Genomic DNA, 25475 nt, shown 5'->3' on the forward strand with positions numbered 1-25475 from the left:
GCTCCAGATCGTAATACTTAGTAAATGAGAATGAAACAAACACCCCGTTTAGTCCTGCTGACCCTCACCTTTGGCTTGATCGCCGGCTGTACCACCTCCACCCGCCAGGTGCCGATCGTCGAGCGCCCTGTCAGTTCGGGCGCGCAGGCGCGCGTGCCGGCACGCGCCGAACAGCCGCGTCCGGATGCCCGCGGTACCTACACCGTGCGCCGCGGCGACACGCTGCTGCGCATTGCGCTCGACCATGGCCAGGACTACCGGGAGCTGGTCACCTGGAACAGCCTGCGCGACCCGGACGACATCAAGGTCGGCCAGGTACTGCGCGTGGCGCCGAACGAGCGCGCCGAACGCTCGACGGCGGTTGTGACCCAGCCAGTGCCGATGCCGCCGGAAACCCGTCCGGCGGTGCCCCGCAAGACGATGCCACGCGCCGACAAGCGTCCGGCCGACAGCGACGTGGCCGACGCGCCGCGCGACAGCAGGTCGGGCGAAAGGGCCGAGACCGTGGTCGCCGCGGCGAACACGACCCCACCGGCACCGGCGCCGGCTGCCGCAGGTGCGACGGCGGCCCGTGTCGGCGCCACCGTCACCGCTCTTGATGACGAGAAACTGAGCTGGATGTGGCCATCGGACGGTCGTATCGTCGCGACATTTGACGAAGGCAAGAACAAGGGCATCGATATTGCCGGGCGCGCAGGACAGCAAGTCATGGCGGCGGGTGCGGGCAAAGTAATGTACGCTGGTAGCGGCATCCGGGGTTATGGTAACCTCGTCATCGTTAAACACAGCAACAGCTTGCTGTCGGCCTATGCCCATAACCGCGCCATTGTCGTGAAGGAAGGCGACAACGTGGCCAAGGGCCAGGTAATCGCCGAAATGGGCGATTCCGACGCCGATTCGGTGAAGCTGCATTTCGAGATTCGCCAGCAGGGCAAACCCGTCGATCCATCGAGGTTCCTGCCCAGCCGTTAGAGCATGTGAAAAAACGTCAGGGCAAGGAATGCGGCCGTCCGACGCGTCGTCGAAGGCAGTACACTGGTACGACGAGACGATGCAACGCTGCCATGGCGATTTTTTTACATGCTCGTAGAGAGGGCCAATGACGCTGCCGCCGCACTCCCAGGACCACGACGTTTCCGACGAACTGCCTGACGAACTGGAAGGCGAGGACGCGTCGGCTGACAGTGAATACGGTGCCGGCGCGTCAAGCGATGGCGCCGATGTCGGATCGATGCTGCCCGGCGCGGCCGTCGAGGTCGAAAGCGTCGACGAGCTCAAGAAGGTGCTTGCCGCCGAGCTTTCGACCGATACCACCCAGCACTACCTGAACCAGATCGGCACCCGGCCGCTGCTGTCGGCCAGCCAGGAAGTGCATTACGCCACCCTGGCCAAGGCGGGCGATTTCGAAGCGCGCCAAAAAATGATCGAGCACAACCTGCGGCTCGTCGTCTCCATTGCCAAGCACTACATCAATCGCGGCGTCGTCCTGCTCGACCTGATCGAGGAGGGCAACATCGGCCTGATGCGCGCGATCGACAAGTTCGAGCCCGAGCGCGGTTTCCGTTTTTCCACCTACGCCACCTGGTGGATCCGCCAGAGCATCGAGCGCGCCATCATGAACCAGGCCCGCACCGTGCGCCTGCCGGTGCACATGGTGCGCGAACTGAACTGCGTGCTGCGCGCCAAATACCATCTGGAAGCGCGCGACCACGACGGCAAGGACGCACGCATCGAGGATATCGCCGACCTGGTCGGGCGCCCGGTGGAAGAGGTGCAGGATATCCTGGCCCTTTCCGAGCACGCTGCCTCGCTCGACGCCCCGCTCGACAACGATCCCGGCTCGAGCCTGATGGACATGCTGCCGGGCGAACTCGAGGACGCGCCCGACATGCGTGCCGAGCAGCACGAGATGACGGCGCTGGTACGCGACTGGCTCACGCGCCTGCCGGAAAAACAGCGCCTGGTGGTGATGCGCCGCTTCGGGCTGGATAATGACGATCCGGCAACGCTGGAAACCCTGGCCGAGCAGATGGGCGTGACGCGCGAGCGCGTGCGCCAGATCCAGCAGGAAGCGCTGGTCAAGCTGAAGCGGGCGATGGCGGCCCGTGGCGTCGTGCGTGATTCCTTGCTATGATGCCGCCGGTCCTGTGACCTGGTCGGGCGGCCCGCTTTGCACCCGCCGCAGGTCGAACGTGCGGCGGGCGAATCGCTGCCGCATCCGCTTTCCACCATTCTGACGCCCGTGTGACCCGGCCTTCCGGTTCGGTCCGCCACCATACACATGCAAGAAACATTTATCGAAATTAAGTCCCTCGACGCGGATGCGCGCGGCGTCGGCCACCTCGAGAACGAGGACGGCAGCCAGGGCAAGGTCGTCTTCGTCGAAGACGCCCTGCCGGGCGAACGCGTCAGCTATGAGGTCAAGAAGAAGAAGAAAAACTGGGAAGCGGGCCGCATGGTCACGCTCCAGCGCGCCTCGTCGATGCGCGTCGAGCCGCGCTGCCAGCACTTCGGCTATTGCGGCGGCTGCTCGATGCAGCACCTCGAGCCGACCGCGCAGGTCGCGATGAAGCAGCGCACCCTGGAAGACAACCTCTGGCACCTGTCCAAGGTCAAAGCGGAAAACATCATGCGCCCGATGTACGGGCCGACCTGGGGCTACCGCTTCCGCGCGCGCCTGTCGGTGCGCTGGGTGGCCAAGAAGGAAACCGTGCTGGTCGGCTTCCACGAGCGCGCTTCCGCGTTCGTTGCCGACATTACTTTCTGCCACATCCTGCCGCCGCACCTGGGCGGCATGCTGGTGCCGCTGCGCGAACTGATCGGCTCGCTGTCGATCTATTCCCAAGTGCCGCAGATCGAAGTGGCGGTCGGCGAAGAGAACACGGCGCTGGTATTGCGCATCATGGCGCCCCTGACGACGAAGGACGAAGAGTTGCTCAAGGCCTTCGCCGACGGGTGGGGCATCCAGTGGTGGTTGCAGACGAAGGGGCCGGACTCGGTCTACCCGTTCTATCCGGCGGACAAAGAACTGTATTACACCCTGCCGGAATTCGGCGTGCGCATGCCGTTCAAGCCGACCGATTTCACCCAGGTGAACCACCAGATCAACCGCGCCCTGGTGCACAAGGCCCTTGGCCTGCTCGAGGTGCAGCCGGGTGACCGTGTGGCCGACCTGTTCTGCGGCCTGGGCAACTTCACGCTGCCGCTGGCCACCCAGGCGCGTGAAGTCGTCGGCATTGAGGGCAGCACCGTCCTCACCACGCGCGCGCTGGAGAACGCAAAGGCGAACAGCCTGTCCGATAAAACGACTTTCTATACGCGCAACCTGTTCGAGGTGACCGCGGGCCACCTGGTGGCGCTCGGCAAATTCGACCGCATGCTGGTTGACCCGCCGCGCGACGGTGCCATCGCGCTGGCCGAGGCCCTGGCCGAGCTGCGCGAAACCGGCAGGGCGGAATTCCTGCCGCGGCGCATCGTGTACGTGTCCTGCAGCCCCTCGACCCTGGCGCGCGACGCCGGCGTGCTGGTGCACCATGCCGGCTATGTGATGAAGAAGGCGGGCGTGGTCAACATGTTCCCGCACACCTCCCACGTCGAATCGATCGGCGTGTTCGAGCTGCCGACCTAATCGTTTCGAATACCAAAACGAAAAAAAGCCGACCCGTAGGTCGGCTTTTTCGTTGCAGCACTACTGCTTAGTCGTCGCCACCCATGATGCCCAGCAGGCGCAGCAGGGCGGTGAAGACGTTGAACACGTCCAGGTAGATCGCCAGGGTCGCGGTGATGTAGTTGGTTTCGCCGCCGTTCACGACGCGGTTCACGTCATACAGGATGAAGGCCGAGAACACGCCGATCATCAGCACCGAGATCACGATCGTCAGGACCGGCATCTGCAGGAAGATGTTGGCGACGATCGCCAGCAGGATCACGACCGCACCGGCCGTCAGCCAGCTGCCCATGCCCGAGAAGTCACGCTTGCTCGTGGTGGCGATGCTGGCCATCACGGCAAACACAACCGCGGTGCCGCCGAAGGCCGTCATGATCAGGCTGCCGCCGTTCGAGTAGCCGAGCGTGTGGCGCAGCAGCGGCGTCAGCATCAGGCCCATGAAGAAGGTAAAGCCGAGCAGCACGAACACGCCGACTGCCGATTCCTTGGTCTTCTCGATCGCGTACATGAAGCCGAAGGCGATCGCCATGAAGACGATGAAGCCCATGAAGCCGCTGAACATCGGCAGGTTCATCGACACGCCGACGAAAGCGCCGAGCACGGTCGGGATCATCGACAGCGCAAGCAGCCAGAAGGTGTTGCGCAGTACTTTGTTGCGCGCGACCTGGCCTACGGCCACGTCGTAAGCGGGTTGCTTTTGCAGACTAGGATTCATGATGCCTCCGGTTGGATAAATAGTAACGCCACTGAAGCATAGCATGGCGCCGACTCGGGGAGAACTGCCTTAAGCGAACTCTAAGCTCCTCCGCGAGCGGGCGCCACATGTGGGCACCACAAGTGGGTATGTCACATTGACAGGGCGGATTTTCGCCGCCACTCTACCACTTTGGTGGCCCATGCCGCAATATCGGCTATATGGGGAGAGTATGGTAAAATCAAAGGTTGATTGAGTTCTCTTCTTCTCGATTTAAACCTTTCTTTTTATTGGAGTTTTTACATGGCAATCGAACGCACCCTGTCGATCATCAAACCAGACGCAGTTGCAAAAAACGTGATCGGCCAAATCTACAGCCGCTTCGAAGGCGCTGGCCTGAAGATCGTTGCAGCCCGTATGACCCAGCTGACGCGCGAGCAGGCTGAAGGCTTCTACGCTGCCCACAAAGAGCGCGGCTTCTTCAAGGATCTGGTCGACTTCATGGTGTCCGGTCCTGTCATGATCCAGGCTCTGGAAGGCGAGAACGCCGTCCTGAAGCACCGTGACCTGATGGGCGCGACCGATCCGAAGAAGGCTGAAAAAGGCACGATCCGCGCCGATTTCGCCGATTCGATCGATGCCAACGCCGTTCACGGTTCGGACGCTGTCGAAGCTGCACAAGTTGAAATCGCTTACTTCTTCCCAGAAATGAAGTAATCGCTCAGTAACAGACATCACGCATCAAGAACCGCTCGCCTGATGCCCCGGGCCCGGCGAGCGGGGTTATTTGGAAACACACAGGACAATCATGACGACTCTCACCAACCTGCTGGACTTCGATCCCGCGCAACTCGTCGCTTACTGCGCCGACTTGGGTGAGAAGCCGTTTCGCGCCAAGCAGCTGCAGCGCTGGATCCACCAGTTCGGCGCCAGCAATTTCGACGACATGACCGATCTGGCCAAGTCGCTGCGCGAAAAACTCAAGACCCGCGCGACGGTCACGGCGCCGGGCATCATCAGCGACCACACCTCGACCGACGGTACCCGCAAGTGGCTGGTCGACGTCGGCGACGGCAATGCGGTCGAAACCGTGTTCATCCCGGAAGAAAACCGCGGCACGCTGTGCATCTCGACCCAGGCCGGCTGCGCCGTGAACTGTCGCTTCTGCTCGACCGGCAAGCAGGGCTTCAACCGCAACCTGACGGTGGCCGAAATCATCGGCCAGCTGTGGATGGCCGAGTTCGAGCTGCGCGCTACCCGCGGCATCGAGCCGGGCCCGAAGGGCGAGCGCCAGATCACCAACGTGGTGATGATGGGCATGGGCGAGCCGCTGCTGAACTACGAGCCGACCGCCACCGCCCTGAAGCTGATGCTCGACGATAACGCCTACGGCCTGTCGCGCCGCCGCGTGACCCTGTCGACCTCGGGCGTGGTGCCGAACATCGACAAGCTGTCCCAGGATGTGCCGGTGGCGCTGGCCGTCTCGCTGCACGCGTCGAACGACGCCCTGCGCGACGTACTGGTGCCACTGAACAAGAAATACCCGCTGCGCGAGCTGATGGCCGCGTGCAAGCGCTACCTCGAATTCGCGCCGCGCGACTTCATCACGTTCGAATACTGCATGCTCGACGGCTTCAACGACAGCGACGAGCATGCACGCGAACTGATCGCCCTGGTGAACGACCCGGTCGTCGGCATCAACTGCAAGTTCAACCTGATCCCGTTCAACCCGTTCCCGGAATCGGGCCTGTTCCGCTCGAAGAACCCGCGCATCAAGGCTTTTGCCCAGGTGCTGATGGACGCCGGCATCGTCACCACCGTGCGCAAGACGCGCGGCGACGACATCGACGCGGCCTGCGGCCAGCTGGCCGGCGAGGTGCAGGACCGCACCAAGGTCGCCCAGCGCATGGAAAAGATGGCGGAGTACCAGAAAAAGTTCGGCGCCGATTTCGGGCGCATCGTGGAGATCCCTTCTTGAAAAGGGCCGCGGCAGGCAAGTTAATCGGCAAGGTCGCATATGGTCGCCTCGCGGCCGTGTGCGCCCTCGGTCTGTTGACGGCCTGCGCCGCGCCGGGTAACGCGCCCGGCGAACTGAAAACCGCCTCCGACCAGACGGCGCTGGAAAAGCGCGCTTCGATCCGCCTGCAACTGGCGGTGGGCTATTACCAGCAGGGCAAGTACGATATCGCCCTCGACGAAATCAAGCAGGCACTCGCCGCCGATCCCGCTTACGCCGATGCCTACGGCATGCGCGCGCTGATCTACACCGCGATGGGGCAGGTGGCGCTGGCCGACGAGAATTACCGGCACGCGCTGCGCCTGGCGCCGCGCAATCCCGAACTGGCCAACAACTACGGCTCCTTCCTGTGCCAGACGGCGAATCGCCCGCTTGATGCCATGCGCCAGTTCGACGCCGCGCTGAAGAACCCGACCTACCAGACGCCGGTGAGCGCGCAGGTGAATGCCGGCGTGTGCAGCCTGAAGACGAAAAATTACGACGCGGCCGAGCGCTACCTGCTCGATGCGCTGCGTTACAACCCCGAACTGCCCGCCACCCTGGCCGGGTTGGGACGGGTCTACTACGAGCGGCGCGACTTCCAGCGCGCCGGTTTTTTCATTAACCGCCTGACAGAAGTGTCGAAGCTCGATACCCTGTCCGCCGACGCGTTGTGGCTCGCCTTGCGGGTACAGCGCAAACTGGGCGAACGCTCGATGGAGGCCAGCCTCGTTGCGCAGCTGCGGCGGCGCTTCCCCGGCTCGCCCGAATACCTGGCGTACGAGCGCGGGGCATTTGATGAGTGAGACGACTATGACTTCAGAGCGCGCAGAGCAGGGCGCCACGCCGGACAACCACCAACGCCAGCCAGGCGCGACCCTGGCCGCCCAACGCGAATCGATGGGCTGGACGGTCGAGCAGGTGGCCGAGCAGCTCAAGCTGGCCGTGCGCCAGGTGGTGGCCATCGAGAAGGGCAATTACGCGGCCCTGCCGAGCCCCGCCGTGACGCGCGGTTTCGTGCGCGCCTACGCCAAGATCCTGCGCCTGGACCCGGCGCCACTGGTGGCGATGGTCCCGATGGACAATCCGGTCCCGGAGGACACTGGCGTCCCGGTGCGCCGCGACCGCCAGACCTCGTTCTCGCACTCGCGCTACCCGACCCACGGCAAGCGTTCGAACCTGCCGCTGGCCTGGATTGCCGGCGTCGCGGTGGTTGCCACCGCGGGCGCCGCTGTCTGGCACTTCGGCCTGGTATCGCTGCCGGGTAGCGACGCCTCAAGCAGCGGCGCGGCCGCCGGCAATGGCGAGGCGGTGCTGAGCACGCCGGCCGAGGCACCAGGCGCCAACGGACCGATGCCCGATACCGTACTCAATCCGTCGGTACCGCTGATCTCGGTTCCGGGTCCGGCCGATACCAGCGGCAACGCCGGCCCGGCCGCTACCGGCACGCCGGCGGCCCCGGCGGGCGCTGGCGCTGCCCCTGCCGCTGTTCCACCAGCCGCTGTTCCACCTGCTGCATTGGCGACACCGCCAGCGGCCACGCCGGCTGCGGCCGCACCGCTTGCCGCAGCATCGGCTGCCGCAGCACCGGCTGTCGGCGGCAATACGCTGGTGCTGAACGTGCGCGAGGATTCCTGGATCGAAGTGCGTCCGCAGGGCGGCAAGGCCCTCGTTTCGCGCCTGGTCAAGGGGGGCAGCACCGAGACCGTCGAGGTGCCAAACGGGGCCACGCTGACCGTCGGCAATCCGGGCGGCGTGTCGGCCACGCTGCGCGGCGCCGCCGTCGCGCTGCCGCCGGTGCCGGGCAAGACGATTTCGCGCGTGACGCTGAAGTAACGCGGTCGAGCGACACCGGCGTCCTGAAACAACGTACAACGAGCAAAGCAATGAATTCAATGAACCTGCCCATTCCTTCCGGACCGATGGCGCGCCGCGCCAGCCGCCGCGTGCTGGTCCAGCATGGCGAGCGCAAGGTCTGGATTGGTGGCGACGCCCCGGTGGTGGTGCAGTCGATGACCAACACCGACACCGCCGACGTGATCGGCACGGCGATCCAGATCAAGGACCTGGCGCGCGCCGGCTCCGAGATGGTGCGCCTTACCGTCGACAAGCCGGAGGCGGCCGCAGCCGTGCCGGCGATCCGCGAGCAGCTCGACCGCATGGAAGTGGACGTGCCGCTGGTCGGCGACTTCCACTACAACGGCCATATCCTGCTGCGCGACTTCCCCGAGTGCGCCCGAGCCCTGTCGAAGTACCGCATCAATCCGGGCAACGTGGGGCAGGGCGCCAAGCGCGACGCCCAGTTCGCGCAGATGATCGAAGTCGCCATCGAGCACGACAAGCCGGTGCGTATCGGCGTCAACTGGGGCAGCCTCGACCAAAGCCTGCTGGCGCGCATCATGGACGAGAATGCCGCGCGCGCGAATCCTTACAGCGCCCAGGCCGTGATGTACGAAGCCCTGATCACCTCGGCGATCGAGAATGCCGTGCGCGCCGAGGAAATCGGCATGGCGCGCGACAAGATCATCCTGTCGTGCAAGGTGTCGGGCGTGCAGGACCTGATCGCCGTCTACCGCGAACTGGCGCGCCGCTGCGACTACCCCCTGCACCTGGGCCTGACCGAGGCCGGCATGGGCAGCAAGGGCATCGTCGCCTCGACCGCCGCGCTGTCGGTGCTGCTGCAGGAAGGCATCGGCGACACCATCCGCGTTTCGCTCACCCCGGAGCCGGGCGGCGACCGCACGAAGGAAGTGGTCGTGTCGCAGGAAATCCTGCAGACGATGGGCCTGCGCAAGTTCACACCGATGGTGATCGCCTGCCCGGGTTGCGGCCGTACCACCTCGACCGTGTTCCAGGAACTGGCCGATAACATCCAGACCTTCCTGCGCGATTCGATGCCGGAATGGAAGCAGTCGTATCCGGGCGTGGAAGCGATGAACGTGGCCGTGATGGGCTGCATCGTCAACGGACCGGGCGAATCGAAGCATGCGAACATCGGCATCAGTTTGCCGGGCACCGGCGAATCGCCGGCGGCGCCGGTGTTTGTCGATGGGCAGAAAGTGGCGACGCTGCGCGGCGAGCGGATCGTCGACGAGTTCCAGAACATTGTTTTGGAATACGTGAAGAAGAATTACGGCAAGACAACCGAAATCGCGATGTAACGTAGGGTGGACGGCTCGGCCGTCCACGCGTTCAATGCACGGATGCAAATGGTGGTGCGATGACATTCCTGTCCGTTGAACGCGTGGACGGGAGACCCGCCCACCCTACAGAACTGAAGAACATAACATGTCCAAACCAGAAAAAATCGTCGCCGTCAAAGGCATGAACGACATCCTCCCGGCCGATGCGCCGCTGTGGGAGTTGTTCGAAAACACCGCCGAAACCATCCTGAAGAGCTACGGCTACCAGAAGATCGTCACCCCGATCGTCGAGGAAACGGGCCTGTTCGCGCGCGCCATCGGCGCCGTCACCGACATCGTCGAGAAGGAAATGTATTCCTTCACCGATTCGATGAACGGCGACCAGCTGACGCTGCGTCCGGAAGGCACGGCCGGCGTCGTACGCGCGGTGCTCGAGCACAACATGGTCTACGACGGCCCGAAGCGCCTCTGGTACAAGGGCCCGATGTTCCGCCACGAGCGCCCGCAGCGCGGCCGTTACCGCCAGTTCTTCCAGTTCGGCGCGGAAGCGGTCGGCTTCACGGGCCCGGACATCGACGCCGAGCTGATCATGTTGTGCCGCCGCTTGTGGGATGACCTCGGCCTGCAGAACGTGCGCCTGGAACTGAACTCGATCGGCAACGCCGAAGAGCGCCTGCGCCACCGGGCCGACCTGATCGCGTATTTCGAATCGCACGCCGACATCCTCGACGCGGAAGCCAAGCGCCGCCTGCACAGCAACCCGCTGCGCATCCTCGATACCAAGAACCCGGCCATGCAGGAGATGGTGAACGGCGCGCCGCAGTTGCTGTCTTACCTCGGCGAGGAATCCCTGGCGCACTTCGAAGGCGTCAAGCGCCTGCTCGACCGTAACAACGTGCAGTTCAGCGTGAACCCGCGCCTGGTGCGCGGCCTCGATTACTACAACCGCACCGTGTTCGAATGGGTCACCGACGAGCTTGGCTCGCAGGGCACGATCTGCGCCGGCGGCCGTTACGACCCGCTGATTGAAACCTTCGGCGGCAAGGCCACCCCTGGCGTCGGCTTTGCGATGGGCATCGAGCGCATCATCGAGCTGATGAAGGGCCTGGGCGAACCGGCACAGCCGAGCCAGTGCGACGTTTACATGGTCCACCAGGGCGAGGAAGCCCAGGTGCAGGCCTTCATCCTGGCCGAGCGCCTGCGTGATGCCGGCCTGGATGTTGTGCTACATTGCGCAACGCCAACGGGTGCGGGCAGCTTCAAGAGCCAGATGAAGAAGGCCGACGGCAGCGGCGCGGCCTTTGCGGTGATCCTTGGCGAAGACGAAGTGGCGAATAACGTGGCGGCGGTCAAGTCGCTGCGCGGCGGGGCCGACGAGCAGCAGCAGGCCAGCGTCGCCTTCGACAAGGTGGTCGACCACGTGGTGGACGCCATCATCGGCGATCACGACCACGATCACGATCACGTGCATTACCATCCGTAAGAAGCAGCAAGCACCGACTCATCGCATCACTTCCTTACTACTATTAGACGAACGACATGGCATACGACCTCGAAGAACAAGAACAGATCGCCTCATTCAAGGCGTTCTGGGCAAAGTACGGCAACCTGATCACCTGGGTGCTGATCCTGGCACTCGGCGCTTTCGCCGCCTACAACTTCTGGAACAAGCACCAGCGCGACCAGTCAGTGGGCGCATCGGCCCTGTACGACGAGCTGACCGACGCCGTCACCGCCAAGGACAACGCCAAGGCGCAGCGCATTGCTTCCGACATCCAGTCGAAGTACAAGCGCACCGCCTACGCGCAGATGAGCGCCCTGGGCGCGGCCAAGACCGCTTTCGAGGCGAACGACCTGAAAACCGCGAAGACCCAGCTGCAATGGGTGGTCGACAACGGCAACGACGAGTACAAGTCGGTCGCCCAGCTGCGCCTGGCCGGCGTGCTGCTGGATGAAAAGAACTACGACGGCGCCATGCAATTGCTTAATGCTGAATATTTGCCACAGTTCAGCGCCGAAGTGGCCGACCGCAAGGGCGACGTCCTGGTCGCGCAGAACAAGATTGCCGACGCCCGCAACGCGTATGTCGCCGCGCTGGCCGCCATGGGTCCGAAGCATCCGGGCAGCCAGCTGGTGCGCATCAAGCTCGAAGCCATTGGCGGCACCGCCCCGGCGGCAGCTGCACCGAAAGCTGCTGCGTAACTCAGGTATCCTGTGATAACGCGGAAGCCACCGCCCGCCGTCCAGGCAGGCGTTGGCTTTCGCGTCTTTCTACTCGTCCTTTAAGACTTAGAACAAGGTAAAAGAAAAATGCGTATTACCCGTAAGCTGGTTGGTGTCGGTGTCCTGGCCCTGATGACGGGCTGCTCGACCTTGAGCTCGCTCAATCCGTTCGCGTCGAAGTCCAAGGGCAACGAGCCGGCCCCGCTGGTCGAACTGAAGGGCACGATGGCCGTGCGCACCGCCTGGAAACTCGACATCGGCAAGGCGCGCGGTTACCAGTTCTCGCCTGCCTTGGCCGGCAATACCGTGATCGTCGCCGGCGCCGATGGCGACATCGCCCGCGTCGAAGCCGGCGACGGCCGCCAGATGTGGCGCATCAAGGCCGGCACCGGCCTGACGGGCGGCGTCGGCACCGACGGCAACGTGATCGTCGTCGGCGCCGCCGACGGTGTCCTGATGGCCTTCGACATGGACGGCAAGGCGCTGTGGAAGAGCCAACTGTCGAGCGAAATCCTGTCCGCGCCAGCCGTGGCCCAGGGCGTCGTCGTCGCGCGCAGCATCGATAACCGTATTGTCGGCATCGACGCCGCCACCGGCCAGAAGAAATGGACCGTGCAGCGCACCTCGCCGGCGCTGACCCTGCGCACCGCGCCGGGCATGATCGTGTATAACGCCGACGTGATCGTCGCCCAGCCGGCCGGCAAGCTCGGCTCCTTCCTGCTGGCCACCGGTGCGCCGCGCTGGGAAGTCGAAGTCGGCTCGGCGCGCGGCGCCACCGAACTCGAGCGCGTCACCGACATCGGCGGCACGCCCGTCGTCTTCGAATCGGACGTGTGCGCCGTCGCCTACCAGGGCCGTGTCGCCTGCTATGAGCTGGTCTCGGGCACCCCGCGCTGGACGCGCGACCTGTCCTCGCTGGTGGGCGTGGCCGTCGACCAGCGCTTCGTTTTCGCCGCCGACGACAAGGGCGCGCTGCATGCCTTTGACCGCGAAAGCGGCGTCAGCGCCTGGAAGAACGACAAGCTGTCCTTCCGCGGCCTGTCGACCCCGCTGTCCTACGGCCGCACGGTCGCGGTCGGCGACTACCAGGGTTATATCCACTTCCTGTCGCGCGAGGACGGTACTTTCCTCGCGCGCGCCGCAACCGATGGCAGCGCCATCAGCGGTACGCCTCTGGTTGCCGGATCGAACCTGATTTTTCAAACACAAAATGGAACTGTGACCGCCATCGCGGTCGAATAGAATAACTACATGAAGCCGGTAATTGCACTCGTTGGTCGCCCGAACGTCGGGAAGTCGACCCTATTCAACCGCCTGACCCGTTCGCGCGACGCGTTGGTGGCCGACCTCCCTGGCCTGACGCGCGACCGCCACTACGGCGAAGGGCGTATCGGCGAGCGGCCGTTCCTGGTGATCGACACGGGCGGTTTCGAGCCGGTCGCCAAGGAAGGCATCATGCACGAGATGGCCCTCCAGACGAAACAGGCGGTGGCGGAAGCCGACGTCGTGATCTTCATCGTCGACGGCCGCCAGGGCCTGACCCCGCACGACAAGACCATCACCGACTTCCTGCGCAAGTCCGGCCGCCAGGTCATGCTCGTCGTAAACAAGTCGGAAGGCATGAAGTATACCGCCGTCACCGCCGAGTTCTACGAGCTCGGCATGGGCGACCCGTACGTCATTTCCGCGGCCCACGGCGACGGCGTGAACGACCTCGTCGTCGAAGCCCTCGACCAGGCCTTCGCCTCCCGTCCGAACGACGAAGCGGAACTGGAAAACCAGGATCACGGCGTCAAGATCGCCATCGTCGGCCGTCCGAACGTCGGCAAGTCCACCCTCATCAACACCCTGGTGGGCGAGCAGCGCGTGATCGCCTTCGACATGCCGGGCACCACGCGCGACTCGATCGAAGTCCCGTTCGAACGCGACGACAAGCAGTACACCCTGATCGACACGGCCGGTATCCGCCGCCGCGGCAAGGTGTTCGAAGCCATCGAAAAGTTTTCCGTCGTGAAAACCCTGCAGTCGGTCAGCGAGGCGAACGTCGTCGTACTGATGCTCGACGCCCAGCAGAATATCTCCGAGCAGGATGCGCACATTGCCGGCTTCATCCTAGAGTCGGGTCGCGCCCTGGTGGTGGCCGTCAACAAGTGGGACGGCCTGACTACCGACCAGCGCGACGAGATCAAGAACGACATGGACCGCAAGCTCGACTTCCTCGGGTTCGCCGAGACGCGCTTCATCTCGGCGCTGAAGGGCACCGGCATCAAGCAGCTGATGGCGTCGGTCGACACCGCGTATGCCGCCGCGACCGCCAACCTGTCGACGCCGCGCCTGACGCGCGCGCTGCAGGAAGCGGTCGAGAAGCAGGAGCCAAAGCGCAAGGGCACGTCGCGTCCCAAGATGCGCTATGCCCACCAGGGCGGCCAGAACCCGCCGATCATCGTCATCCACGGCAATGCCCTCGACGGCATCACCGAACCGTACAAGCGTTACCTGGAAAAGCATTTCCGCGAAACCTTCAACCTGATCGGCACGCCACTGCGCATTGAATTGCGGAGCGGGAAGAATCCGTTCGCCCGCGATCACAATTAAGCAGACTCCGATCAACCGCCTGCGCTGCAAACTTATCAGTTCCTTAAGCGCGGCGGTTTTCTCGGAATTGAAGCGTAGCAGTACGACAAAATCTGGCAAAACAGGTTAGAGTACCTTCAGGCCATCGTTCGCAACCGCTGAATCTTGCCCCGTGCACTTGAAAAGGGGGCGCTCGCCTCCATTTTTTAAACTACAACAACATTACGGAGCTGTTATGAGCAACAAAGGGCAACTGTTACAAGACCCATTCCTCAATGCATTGCGCAAAGAGCACGTCCCTGTCTCGATCTACCTGGTCAACGGGATCAAACTGCAGGGCCATATCGAATCGTTCGACCAGTATGTCGTCCTGCTCCGCAACACAGTGACCCAGATGGTGTACAAGCATGCCATTTCGACCGTTGTTCCGGCCCGTGCCGTCAATCTCAACCTCGAATCCGAAGCTGAGTAATGCCGATGGCTGACGCCCCCGGCACTACCAACACGCGCGCCGTCCTCGTCGGCGTCGATCTCGGGGCGGTCGATTTCACGGCCAGCCTCGAAGAGCTGGCCTTGCTGGCCAGTTCTGCCGGCGCCGAACCGATCGATACGATCACGGCCAAGCGTAACGCTCCCGATCCGGCGTATTTCGTTGGCAGCGGCAAGGCCGACGAAATCGGCGTCGCCGCGAAAGCGCTCGGCGCGGAACTCGTCATCTTCAACCACGCCTTGTCCCCGGCCCAGCAGCGTAACCTCGAGCGGCGCCTGGAACTGCGCATCATCGACCGTACCAGCCTGATCCTCGACATCTTCGCGCAGCGCGCGCAGAGCCACGAGGGCAAGCTCCAGGTCGAACTGGCCCAGCTGCAACACCTGGCCACGCGCCTGATCCGCGGCTGGACTCACCTTGAACGCCAGAAGGGTGGTATCGGACTGCGCGGTCCTGGTGAAACCCAGCTCGAGACCGACCGCCGCCTGATCGGCGAGCGCGTCAAGGCCTTGCGCGCGCGCCTGACCAAGCTGAGGAAGCAACACGAAACCCAGCGCCGCCAGCGCGGACGCAACAACACCTTCTCGGTGTCGCTGGTCGGCTATACCAACGCCGGCAAGTCGACCCTGTTCAACACGCTGACGAAAGCCGGCGTGTACGTGGCGAACCAGCTGTTCGCCACCCTGGACACGACCAGCCGCCGCCTGTACCTGGGCGACGCCACCGGCAGCGTCGTCATTTCCGACACGGTCGGTTTCGTGCGCGAGCTGCCGCACCAGCTGGTGGCCGCTTTCCGCGCCACGCTGGAAGAAACCATCCACGCCGATGTGCTGCTGCACGTCGTCGACGGCTCGTCGCCGACCCGGATGGAACAGATCGAACAGGTCAACGATGTCTTGCGCGAAATCGGCGCCGATCATATTCCACAGATCCTCGTGTGGAACAAGATTGATATGGCCGACCTCCAGCCGGGGGTGGAACGTGATGAATATGATAAAATCAGCCGCGTTTTTATCAGCGCCAGGAGCGGCGCAGGCCTCGATCTGCTGCGCGAAGCGATTGTCGAGGCAGCTGCTTCGGGAGCCACGTCGGCGCCCTATCCGGCGCCAGGCCTGAGCCCTGAAAACGAAGAGCAGGACGATGCAGCGCTGGAATCCCTGCTCGAGGATGACGGCGAAAGTAATCCAACCTCCACCCATGTCGGGCCACATTAGAAGCCTATGCTTGTTTCTTTATTAAAACGTTTCGGCGTTAAACTTTCGCTGAACGACCCCCGCTGGGGCAAGAACCCAGAGGGAGACCACAAGGCCCAGGAGGGCCGCCGTCCGGGTGAAGGTCCACCCGACCTCGATCAGATGTGGCGCGATTTCAATGCGCGCCTGAACCGCCTGTTCGGCAACCGCGGCAACAATGGCGGCGATGCCGGTGGTCCGTACCGCGGCGAAGGCCGCGGCGCGGGCATTACTGCGTCCGTCATTGGCTTCATCGTCCTCCTGATCTGGCTCGCCAGCGGCGCCTTCATCGTGCAGGAAGGGCAGGTCGGCGTGGTCACCACCTTCGGCCGCCTGTCGCACACGACCGGCGCCGGTTTCAACTGGCGCTGGCCGGCTCCGATCCAGTCCCACGAAACCGTCAACGTCTCGCAGGTGCGTACCGCCGAAGTCGGCTACCGCGACAACGTGCGCAACAAGCAGTCCGCAGAGGCGCTGATGCTGACCGACGACGAAAACATCATCGACATCCAGTTCGCGGTGCAGTACACGCTGAAGGACCCGGTCGCCTGGGTCTTCAACAACCGCGACCAGGATGCGACCGTGCGCCAGGTTGCCGAGACCGCGATCCGCGAAGTCGTCGGCCGCAGCAAGATGGACTTCGTGCTGTATGAAGGCCGTGAGAAGGTGGCCGCGGACGTGCAGATGATGATCCAGCAGATCGTCGACCGCTACAAGCTCGGCGCACTGGTCACCAACGTCACCATGCAGAACGTGCAGCCGCCGGAGCAGGTGCAAAGCGCCTTCGACGACGCAGTCAAAGCCGGCCAGGACCGTGCCCGCGCCCGCAACGAAGGCGAGGCCTATGCTAACGACGTCATTCCACGTGCCCGAGGCGCGGCCTTCCGCCTGTTGCAGGACGCCGAAGCCTACCGCTCGATGGTGGTCGAAAACGCCACCGGTAACTCGGCGCGCTTCAGCCAGGTCGTGACCGAGTATGCCAAGGCGCCGGGCGTCACGCGTGACCGCATGTACCTCGACACCATGCAGGAAATCTTCACCACCACCAGCAAGGTGATGGTGGACGCCAAGTCCGGCTCGAACCTGCTGTACCTGCCGCTCGATAAACTGATCGCCCAGGTGGCAGCGAACGACGCCGCCGTCGGCAGCGCCCGTTCCGGCGCGGTGCAGGTGCCGCAGGAGCAGGGTGCGGCTGCGACGCCGTCGCAGGAAGTGATGCAAACCATTGAGCAGGTGCGCCAGCGCGATGCGCGCAACCGCGATACCTCACGTGACAGGGAGAGCCGTTAATGAACCGCCTCGTAACCATTTTCGTGGCGGGCTTCATTGCCCTGATGCTGCTGTCGTCGACCGTCTTCGTCGTCGACCAGCGCCGCTTTGCCATCGTCTTCGCCCTTGGCGAAGTGCGTGAAGTGATCGCCGAGCCGGGCCTGCACTTCAAGCTGCCGCCGCCGTTCCAGAACGTCATCTATCTCGACAAGCGCATCCTGACCCTGGATACGCCCGACGCCGACCGCTTCATCACGGCCGAGAAGAAGAACATCTTGGTCGACGCTTTCGTGAAGTGGCGCATCGTCGAGCCGCGCCTGTACTACGTCAGCTTCAGCGGCGACGAGCGCGCCGCCGCCAACCGTATGTCGCAGATCATCAAGGCGGCCCTGAACGACGAGATCACCAAGCGCACCGTGCGCGAAGTGATTTCCGGCGAGCGTGGCGCCGTGATGGCGGCGGTGCAGAACAAGGTCGTGGCCGAAGCCAAGCAGATCGGTATCGGCATCGTCGACGTGCGCCTGAAGCGCGTCGACTACATCGAGCAGATCAACGCCTCGGTCTACGACCGCATGCGCGCCGAGCGCGTGCGTGTGGCGAACGAGCTGCGTTCGACCGGTTCGGCCGAAAGCGAACAGATCCGCGCAAACGCCGACCGCCAGCGCACCGTGATCCTGGCCGAAGCCTTCCGCGAGGCCGAGAAGATCAAGGGCGAGGGTGATGCCAAGGCATCGGCCATCTACGCCGGCGCATTCGGCAAGAACCCCGAGTTCTACAAGTTCTACCGCTCGCTCGAAGCCTACCGCGCCAGCTTCAAGGCCCATGGCGACGTGATGGTGATCGATGCAAATTCGGAGTTCTTCAAGTATTTCAAGAGTCCGGGTAGCAAGTAAATAAGCAAGTCAGCAAAAAACGCCGCGGTCCTCCGCGGCGTTTTTTATGTACACCGTAGGGTGGACGGGTTCCCCGTTCACGCGTTCAACAGACTGGTGCAAACCACGTCACCGCTTCAGATCCGTGCGTCGAACGCGTGGACGGCGGAGCCGTCCACCCTACGGGAGCCCATTTTCGGGTAAAATTGCCGATTCGGCGCACACTTCGTACCGCATCAGTGCGCCATGTTGCTTCATTCCTAACAATCCAATAGCTGTTGCCCATGCCGAACTGGCTTTTGCCTGAGAATATCGCCGACGTTTTGCCGTCGGAAGCGCGCAAGATCGAAGACCTGCGCCGCCAGATGCTCGACACCTTCCGCCTGTACGGCTACGAGCTGGTCATGCCGCCAATGCTCGAATACGTCGAGTCGCTGCTGGCCGGCGCCGGGCAAGATACCGACCTGCGTACCTTCAAGCTGGTCGACCAGCTATCCGGACGCCTGCTCGGCCTGCGCGCCGACATGACCACGCAAGTGGCGCGCATCGACGCGCACCTGCTCAATCGTGATTCCGTGACCCGCCTGTGCTACGCCGGCAGCGTGCTGCATACCCGTCCGTCCGGCCTGCATGCAACGCGCGAGCCGCTCCAGATCGGCGCCGAGATCTACGGCCATGCCGGACTCGAGGCCGATGCCGAGATCCAGGAACTGGCCCTCGCATCCGTCGCCCTGGCCGGCTTCCTCGATGTGCGCCTCGACATGGCCCACGTCGGCGTCCTGCGCGCGCTGTTGAACGAAGACCCCGCCGCCGCCCGCGACGAAGCCCAGATCACCGCGCTGCTGCGCTGCAAGGACGTGCCTGGCCTGGACGAACTGACCCGCAGCTACGCACCTGCCACGCGCGCCGCGCTGCTCGCGCTGCCGAACCTGTACGGCGACGTCGAGGTGCTGGCCCGCGCCAGGGAAGTGCTGCCGCCACTGCCGGGCATCACCCGCGCACTGGCCGAGCTCGCTGCGCTGGCGGCCGGCGCCATCGGCCGCGCCGACATCGCCATCGACCTGGCGGACCTGCGCGGCTACCAGTACGAAAGCGGCGCCATGTTCGCGCTCTACGTGCCGGGCCTGCCGAACGCAGTGGCACGGGGAGGGCGCTACGACCACGTGGGCGAAGCCTTCGGCCGCGCACGCCCGGCGACCGGCTTCTCGCTCGACCTGCGCGAACTGGCCAGGCTGCTGCCGACGGCAGAACGCAAGCACTCGGTGCGTGCCCCGTGGGGCAATGCGCCCGAGCTGCGCGAAAAAATCGCTGACCTGCGCAAGGCAGGCGAAGTCGTGATCCAGTCCATGCCGGGTCACGATAATGTTCAGGACGAGTTCGAGTGCGACCGCGTGCTCGTCCTCGAAGACGGAAATTGGATTCTCAAAAACTTAGGTTAAGTGATGTCAAATACAAACGTGGCAAAGAACGTCGTTGTCATCGGCACCCAGTGGGGCGATGAAGGCAAGGGAAAGATCGTCGACTGGTTGACCGATCACGCAGCGGGCGTCGTCCGTTTCCAGGGCGGCCATAACGCCGGCCACACGCTGGTCATCAAGGGCCAGAAGACGGCCTTGCAGCTGATCCCTTCGGGCATCATGCGCGAAGGCGTGGCCTGCTACATCGGCAACGGCGTCGTCGTCTCGGTACCGGACGTGATGCGCGAGATCGACAAGCTGGCAGCCGCCGGCGTCGAAGTCGTGTCGCGCCTGAAGATCTCGGAAGCCTGCCCTGTCATTCTTCCTTACCACGTCGCCATCGACCAGGCTCGCGAAGCCAAGCGTGGCGTCAACAAGATCGGCACCACCGGCAAGGGCATTGGCCCGGCGTATGAGGACAAGGTCGCACGCCGCGCCATCCGCATCGCCGACATGCTCAACGAAGAGCGTTTTGCCGAGAAGCTCAAGGAAAACCTCGAGTACCACAACTTCGTGCTGGTGAACTACCTGGGCGGGGAAGCGATCGACTTCCAGAAGACCTTCGACGACGCCATGGCCCTCGTGCCACGCCTGCGCCCGATGGTCGGCGACGTGTCGTCGGCCCTGTACGCTGCCCACAAGGCCGGCGGCAGCCTGCTGTTCGAAGGCGCGCAGGGTTCCCTGCTGGACGTGGACCACGGCACCTATCCATTCGTCACCTCGTCGAACTGCGTGGCAGGTAACGCCGCGGCCGGCGCCGGTGTCGGTCCTGGCATGCTGCACTACATCATGGGCATCACCAAGGCCTACACGACGCGCGTCGGTTCGGGCCCGTTCCCGGCCGAACTGCCGACCGATGCCGGCGTCGGCGAGCACCTGTCGCGCGTTGGCCATGAATTCGGCACCGTGACCGGCCGCGCCCGCCGCTGCGGCTGGTTCGACGCCGCGCTGCTGCGCCGCTCGGTGCAGATCAACGGCGTGTCGGGCATGTGCCTGACCAAGCTCGACGTGCTGGACGGCATCGAGACCCTGAAGCTGTGCACCGGCTACAAGATCGACGGCCGCAACGTCGACATCTTCCCGGTCGGCGCCGAAGAAGCCGCCCTGTGCGAGCCAGTCTACGAAGAAATGCCGGGCTGGACCGAAACCACCGTCGGCGCCAAGTCGATGGAAGAACTGCCGGCCAACGCCCGCGCCTACATCAAGCGTATCGAAGAGCTGGTCGGCATCCCGATCGACATGGTCTCGACCGGCCCGGACCGCGAAGAGACGATCGTGCTGCGCCACCCGTTTGCAGCTTAAGAATAATAGGAATGACTGAAATGACCACCCCTCCAAGCACCGACAAAGACCTCTGGGTTTCCTGGGACGAGTACCACCGCCTGATCGAGCGCCTCGCGCTCAAGGTCTACGAATCCGGCTGGAAGTTCGACCAGGTGCTGTGCCTGGCCCGCGGCGGCGTCCGTCCGGGCGACGTGTTCTCGCGCATCTTCGACGTGCCGCTGGCGATCCTGTCGACCAGCTCCTACCGCGAAGAAGCCGGCACCAAGCAGGGCGACCTCGACATCGCCAAGTACATGACCATGACCAAGGGTCCGCTGGCCGGCCGCGTGCTGCTGGTCGACGACCTGGCCGATTCGGGCGTGACCTTGCAGAAGGTCAGCCAGCACCTGAGCGAAAACTTCCCGGAAGTGACCGAAGTGAAGTCGGCCGTCATCTGGGTGAAGGGCACCTCGTCGCTGCGTCCAGACTACTTCCTGGAAGACCTGCCGCACAACCCGTGGATCCACCAGCCGTTCGAAGACTACGACGGCCTGCGCCCGCACCAGCTGGCGGCGTGGATGAAGAAGTTCGAGAAGTAATCTGCGCAAGCACGGCAGACAGCCTCAAGGCCGTCGCCGTCGTTGCAAAGAAGGGAAAAAAGCCTGGGCGTGTTGCGCCCAGGCTTTTTTCTTGGGGTAGCAATACAGCGGCTTTTTTATGAATCAGTTAAGATTGTTGCGCTAGATTGTTACACGGGCCCGCAGGCCAGGAAACCAACAACAAGAACATCCATGACCCAAAGTTTTTTCCAGACCTTCATCCTGCTTATCCTTGTCACTGACCCATTCGGCAACGTCCCGCTGTTCGCCACCGCGCTGAAGGAAACACCGGTCCACCGCCGTCCGCGCATCGTCGTGCGCGAGTGTGCGATCGCGTTCCTGCTGCTCCTGGTCTTCATGTTCTTCGGCCAGCACTTCCTGGCCGCGCTGCACCTCTCCCCGGTTGCCTTGCGCATCGGCGGCGCCGTGATCCTCCTGATCATTGCGATCCGCATGATCTTTCCGCATCCGGACGGCGTGCTCGGGCGCAGCGAGCATGGCGAACCGTTTATTGTTCCGCTGGCCATTCCGGCCCTTGCGGGACCATCGGCGTTGGCGACGGTCCTGCTGTTCAGCGCGGACACGTTTTCCGAAACCATGGTGCACGTGGCCGCGCTGGCGGCGGTCGCCGTGGTGTGGCTGGTCGTGTTCCTGAGCGCCGAGCGCCTGCAGAAGAAGCTGGGGCCGCAGGTGATGACGGCGTTCGAGCGCCTGATGGGCCTGATCCTGACCGCGATGTCGATCGAGATGCTGCTGGGCGGTATCCGTGAATTTGTCAAGACACTGTGACATGAACGAAGCGAGCCCGGAGTGGGGCGGCCCGAGAAGCCAGGACGGCGCCGACTCTGCGACGACCTTCCTCAGCGGCGGCGGCGAGGCCGGCGCGCTGATGCGTGCGCACGATTGGTCGCGCTCCCCCCTGGGCGAGCCGTCCGGCTGGCCGCAGGCCCTACGCACAGTCGTGTCGTTGATGCTCGGCTCGAAGTTCCCGATGTTCTGCGCCTGGGGCAAAGACCTGGCGTTCCTGTACAACGATCCGTATATCGATGTGCTGGGCGGAAAGCACCCGGCCGCGATGGGGGAGCCGTTTCACGAGGTCTGGTCGGAAATCTGGGCCGACCTCGCCCCCCTGAGCGAACGCGCATTACGCGGCGAGGCGACCTACTGGGAAAAGCTGCCGCTGCTGATGCGTCGCCACGGCTATGACGAGCAGACCTGGTTCACGTTCTCGTATTCGCCGGTGCGCGACGACACCGGCGTGGTGGCGGGCCTCTACTGTGCCTGCGTCGAGGTGACCGGTCAGGTTCTGGCCGAGCGCTACCGCGACGAGGAAAACAAGCGGCTCGTCACGCTGTTCGAGCAGGCGCCGGGCATCATTGCCGTCGTGCGCGGGCCTGACCATGTGTTCGAGATCGCCAACAAGAGCTATGTGCAGATGATCGGCCGCAAGGACCTGGTCGGCAAGACGGCGCGCGAAGCCCTGCCGGAAGTCGAAGGGCAGGGCTTCTTCGAGCTGCTCGACCAGGTCTACACCAGCGGCATGCCGTTCGTGGGCCACGCCGTGCCGCTGGACGTGGCGCGCGAGCCGGGCGCGCCGCTCGAGCGCCGCTATCTCGATTTCATCTACCAGCCGATCCGCGATCCGAACGGCGAGGTGGTTGGTATCTTTGTCGAAGGCAGCGACGTCACCGTGCGCAAGCGGGTCGAGGACGAGCTGCGCGCGGCGAACCGCCAGAAAGACCAGTTCCTGGCGATGCTGGCGCATGAGCTGCGCAACCCGCTGGCGCCGATCACGACCGCCGCCCACCTGTTGAAACTCGGCCACCTCGACGCCAGGGCCGTGCGCAACGCCAGCGAGATCATTGCGCGCCAGGCCGAGCACATGACCGACCTGGTGAACGACCTGCTCGACGTGTCGCGCGTGACGCGCGGCCTGGTCTCGCTCGACAAGGAAGAGCTCGACGTCAACGCAGTGGTGGCCGGCGCCTTCGAGCAGGTGCGCCCGCTGATCGAATCGAAGCGCCATTCGCTGACAATGCAGCTCTCGGGCGAGCCGGTGCATGTGCTGGGCGACCGCACGCGCCTGGTGCAGGTGCTGTCGAACATCCTCAACAACGCCGCCAAGTACACGCCGTCGGGCGGCCAGATCGTGCTGCGCGTGACGGCGCCCGTTGACCAGGTGGTGGTCACCGTCAGCGACAACGGGATCGGCATCGAGCCGGACGTGCTGCCGTATATCTTCGAGCTGTTCACCCAGGCCGAGCGCACGCCGGACCGTTCGCAGGGCGGATTGGGGATCGGCCTGGCGCTGGTGAAGAGCCTGGTCGCGCTGCACGGCGGCACGGTCGACGCGCGCAGCGAGGCGCCCGGACTGGGCAGCGAGTTCGAGATTCGCCTGCCGCGCATCGACGCCGCCGGCGCCGGGCTCGAGGGCGCCGCGGGCGACGGCCCTTTGGCACGGGTGGAGCCGCTGCGCGTGATGGTGGTCGACGACAACGAGGACGCGGCCCAGATGCTGGCAACCCTGCTGGAAGTGCAGGGGCATGCCGTGTCGGTCGAATACGATGGCCGCGGCGCACTGCAGCGGGCGCGGCGCGAACGGCCGCAAGTCATGCTGCTCGATATCGGCCTGCCCGACACCGACGGCTACGCCCTGGCGCGCCAGCTGCGCGCCGTGCCCGAACTGGGCGGCGCCACGCTGGTCGCCCTCACTGGCTACGGCCAGAACGAGGACCGCCGGCTGGCCGAGGAGGCCGGCTTCGACCATCACCTCGTGAAACCGGCCGACCTCGACCAGGTGGCGCATATCCTCGCGCAAGCCCAGCGCGATTTCCGCTGAGCTTGTGCGAAATGCCTGACTAGGGAATACTGCCGGCACATCATTCCTTTGAAGGTAACACAATGAAATCAGCAATTTCCGCCCTCGGCCTGGCCCTGTTCCTGAGCGCCACGGCTGCCGGCGCGGCTCCCGCCACGCCTGCTGCGCCTGCAAAACCGGCCGCAGCCGCCCCGCAAGTCCAGAAGATTGACACCGTCGTCGGCAAGGGCAAGCAGGCCGTCGCAGGCAACACGGTCAAGGTCCACTACACCGGCTGGCTGTCCGAACCGAAGGCGCCGAAAGGACGCGGCAAGCAGTTTGACAGCTCGGTCGGCGGCGAACCGTTCACCTTCCCGCTGGGCATGGGCGGCGTGATCAAGGGATGGGACCAGGGCGTGGCTGGCATGAAAGTCGGCGGCAAGCGCACGCTCATCATCCCGGCTGCGCTCGGCTATGGCGCAAGCGGCGCCGGCCCGATCCCGCCGAATGCCACCCTGGTCTTCGACGTCGAATTGCTCGACGTAAAATAAGCCACGGGCGTTGTCGAGCCGTGCGCGGCCGAGTGGGGGCGCCGTTGTATGCTGGCGCCATCGACCACACGACATCGACACGCATGCGAGCCTGGAGAATTGCAATCGAAAAAGCGGCGCTCGACCGCAACTGCGAAGGCGCCCGCGCCAGCGGCGGCCACTGGCACAGCGAGGGCCAGCCGGCCCTCTACGCGGCCATGACCGTGGAACTGGCGGTACTGGAAAAGTTCGTCCATACCGAAGAGGTCGACGAAGAGCGCCTGGTGCTGGTGGCGATCGACCTGCCGGACGACCCCGGCCTCTGCCTCGACGTGCCGCGCGAGGACCTGCCCGAGGGCTGGGACAAGCTGGACGATGGCGGCAGCGCCACTGCGTTCGGCACCGCCTTCCTCAAGAAGCGCGAATACCTCTACATGCGGGTGCCGTCGGTGATCGTGGGCGAGGGTGTCAACCTCGTCATCAATCCGGCGCACCATGCGTATGAGCAGGTGGAGCTGAGCGTTACGCGGACTTTCAGTTTTGATCCGAGGATGTTCAAGCGCTAGCGGCTGGAAGTTTTGCGCCTGTTTGCGACGGGTGAGACCGCGTGGGCGGAGCCCACCCTAGGCACCCGCAGTTGTAGGGTGGACTCTCGAGTCCCCGCTGTCT

At 64.2% G+C, this 25475-nt stretch carries 24 protein-coding genes; 23 read left to right on the plus strand and 1 reads right to left on the minus strand.

The window, feature by feature from the left end:
* The first annotated feature begins 30 nt into the window (after positions 1-30).
* From ACFPN5_RS19425 to rlmD, 3 genes are all read left to right on the plus strand, one after another.
* Positions 31-972, plus strand: a complete 942-nt coding sequence (locus ACFPN5_RS19425) for a peptidoglycan DD-metalloendopeptidase family protein (RefSeq protein WP_379785438.1) — start codon at positions 31-33, stop codon at positions 970-972.
* A gap of 127 nt (positions 973-1099) precedes the next feature.
* Complete coding sequence (rpoS, locus tag ACFPN5_RS19430; protein WP_379785440.1) at positions 1100-2134, plus strand: RNA polymerase sigma factor RpoS; 1035 nt, start codon at positions 1100-1102, stop codon at positions 2132-2134.
* A 147-nt stretch (positions 2135-2281) separates the two neighbouring features.
* Positions 2282-3628 carry a 23S rRNA (uracil(1939)-C(5))-methyltransferase RlmD gene (rlmD, locus tag ACFPN5_RS19435; RefSeq protein ID WP_379785441.1) on the plus strand — a complete coding sequence of 449 codons (1347 nt, stop codon included), beginning with the start codon at positions 2282-2284 and terminating at the stop codon, positions 3626-3628.
* A gap of 67 nt (positions 3629-3695) precedes the next feature.
* Here rlmD and ACFPN5_RS19440 read toward each other — a convergent pair whose 3' ends face one another.
* Positions 3696-4382: a Bax inhibitor-1/YccA family protein gene (locus tag ACFPN5_RS19440; protein WP_379785442.1), complete on the minus strand. Its 687-nt coding sequence runs from the start codon at positions 4380-4382 to the stop codon at positions 3696-3698.
* A 282-nt stretch (positions 4383-4664) separates the two neighbouring features.
* On the opposite strand from ACFPN5_RS19440, the gene ndk reads away from it, so the two are divergent.
* From ndk to ACFPN5_RS19540, 20 genes are all read left to right on the plus strand, one after another.
* Positions 4665-5078, plus strand: a complete 414-nt coding sequence (gene ndk / locus ACFPN5_RS19445; protein ID WP_379785443.1) for a nucleoside-diphosphate kinase — start codon at positions 4665-4667, stop codon at positions 5076-5078.
* A gap of 91 nt (positions 5079-5169) precedes the next feature.
* Positions 5170-6339 (plus strand): dual-specificity RNA methyltransferase RlmN, encoded by a 1170-nt coding sequence (rlmN, locus tag ACFPN5_RS19450; RefSeq protein WP_379785444.1) that lies wholly within the window; start codon positions 5170-5172, stop codon positions 6337-6339.
* Entirely contained in the window at positions 6336-7163 is an 828-nt protein-coding gene (gene pilW, locus ACFPN5_RS19455; RefSeq protein WP_379785445.1) for a type IV pilus biogenesis/stability protein PilW, read from the plus strand. Before rlmN ends, pilW begins: the two co-directional genes overlap by 4 nt.
* A gap of 7 nt (positions 7164-7170) precedes the next feature.
* Positions 7171-8193 (plus strand): helix-turn-helix domain-containing protein, encoded by a 1023-nt coding sequence (locus tag ACFPN5_RS19460; protein ID WP_379785446.1) that lies wholly within the window; start codon positions 7171-7173, stop codon positions 8191-8193.
* A 50-nt stretch (positions 8194-8243) separates the two neighbouring features.
* On the plus strand, positions 8244-9518 hold the full coding sequence (gene ispG, locus ACFPN5_RS19465; RefSeq protein ID WP_379785447.1) for a flavodoxin-dependent (E)-4-hydroxy-3-methylbut-2-enyl-diphosphate synthase: 1275 nt from the start codon (positions 8244-8246) through the stop codon (positions 9516-9518).
* 127 nt (positions 9519-9645) lie between these two features.
* Positions 9646-10983 carry a histidine--tRNA ligase gene (gene hisS, locus ACFPN5_RS19470; protein ID WP_379785448.1) on the plus strand — a complete coding sequence of 446 codons (1338 nt, stop codon included), beginning with the start codon at positions 9646-9648 and terminating at the stop codon, positions 10981-10983.
* Between the two features lie 56 nt (positions 10984-11039).
* Complete coding sequence (locus ACFPN5_RS19475; RefSeq protein WP_379785449.1) at positions 11040-11702, plus strand: YfgM family protein; 663 nt, start codon at positions 11040-11042, stop codon at positions 11700-11702.
* A 108-nt stretch (positions 11703-11810) separates the two neighbouring features.
* A complete protein-coding gene (bamB, locus tag ACFPN5_RS19480) occupies positions 11811-12965 on the plus strand; it encodes an outer membrane protein assembly factor BamB (protein WP_379785450.1) in 1155 nt (384 codons plus the stop codon).
* Between the two features lie 9 nt (positions 12966-12974).
* Entirely contained in the window at positions 12975-14318 is a 1344-nt protein-coding gene (gene der, locus ACFPN5_RS19485; protein WP_379785451.1) for a ribosome biogenesis GTPase Der, read from the plus strand.
* 214 nt (positions 14319-14532) lie between these two features.
* Positions 14533-14769, plus strand: coding sequence for an RNA chaperone Hfq (gene hfq / locus ACFPN5_RS19490; protein WP_019141241.1), 237 nt, complete (start codon positions 14533-14535; stop codon positions 14767-14769).
* Between the two features lie 5 nt (positions 14770-14774).
* Positions 14775-16001 carry a GTPase HflX gene (hflX, locus tag ACFPN5_RS19495; RefSeq protein ID WP_379785452.1) on the plus strand — a complete coding sequence of 409 codons (1227 nt, stop codon included), beginning with the start codon at positions 14775-14777 and terminating at the stop codon, positions 15999-16001.
* 6 nt (positions 16002-16007) lie between these two features.
* Entirely contained in the window at positions 16008-17309 is a 1302-nt protein-coding gene (hflK, locus tag ACFPN5_RS19500; RefSeq protein WP_379785453.1) for an FtsH protease activity modulator HflK, read from the plus strand.
* Complete coding sequence (gene hflC / locus ACFPN5_RS19505; RefSeq protein WP_379785454.1) at positions 17309-18181, plus strand: protease modulator HflC; 873 nt, start codon at positions 17309-17311, stop codon at positions 18179-18181. Before hflK ends, hflC begins: the two co-directional genes overlap by 1 nt.
* 263 nt (positions 18182-18444) lie before the next feature.
* Positions 18445-19599, plus strand: coding sequence for an ATP phosphoribosyltransferase regulatory subunit (locus ACFPN5_RS19510; protein WP_379785455.1), 1155 nt, complete (start codon positions 18445-18447; stop codon positions 19597-19599).
* 3 nt (positions 19600-19602) lie between these two features.
* Positions 19603-20919 carry an adenylosuccinate synthase gene (locus ACFPN5_RS19515; RefSeq protein ID WP_379785456.1) on the plus strand — a complete coding sequence of 439 codons (1317 nt, stop codon included), beginning with the start codon at positions 19603-19605 and terminating at the stop codon, positions 20917-20919.
* Between the two features lie 20 nt (positions 20920-20939).
* Positions 20940-21479 (plus strand): phosphoribosyltransferase, encoded by a 540-nt coding sequence (locus ACFPN5_RS19520; RefSeq protein WP_379785457.1) that lies wholly within the window; start codon positions 20940-20942, stop codon positions 21477-21479.
* A gap of 192 nt (positions 21480-21671) precedes the next feature.
* Positions 21672-22268, plus strand: coding sequence for a MarC family protein (locus ACFPN5_RS19525; RefSeq protein WP_379785458.1), 597 nt, complete (start codon positions 21672-21674; stop codon positions 22266-22268).
* Position 22269: 1 nt separating this feature from the next.
* Positions 22270-24318, plus strand: coding sequence for a hybrid sensor histidine kinase/response regulator (locus tag ACFPN5_RS19530; protein ID WP_379785459.1), 2049 nt, complete (start codon positions 22270-22272; stop codon positions 24316-24318).
* Positions 24319-24380: 62 nt separating this feature from the next.
* Entirely contained in the window at positions 24381-24827 is a 447-nt protein-coding gene (locus ACFPN5_RS19535; protein ID WP_379785460.1) for an FKBP-type peptidyl-prolyl cis-trans isomerase, read from the plus strand.
* Positions 24828-24910: 83 nt separating this feature from the next.
* Entirely contained in the window at positions 24911-25372 is a 462-nt protein-coding gene (locus ACFPN5_RS19540) for an RES family NAD+ phosphorylase (RefSeq protein ID WP_379785461.1), read from the plus strand.
* Positions 25373-25475: the final 103 nt, after the last annotated feature.

Origin of the sequence: Massilia niabensis, from assembly GCF_042655085.1 — a bacterium.
Classification (GTDB): domain Bacteria; phylum Pseudomonadota; class Gammaproteobacteria; order Burkholderiales; family Burkholderiaceae_D; genus Telluria; species Telluria niabensis.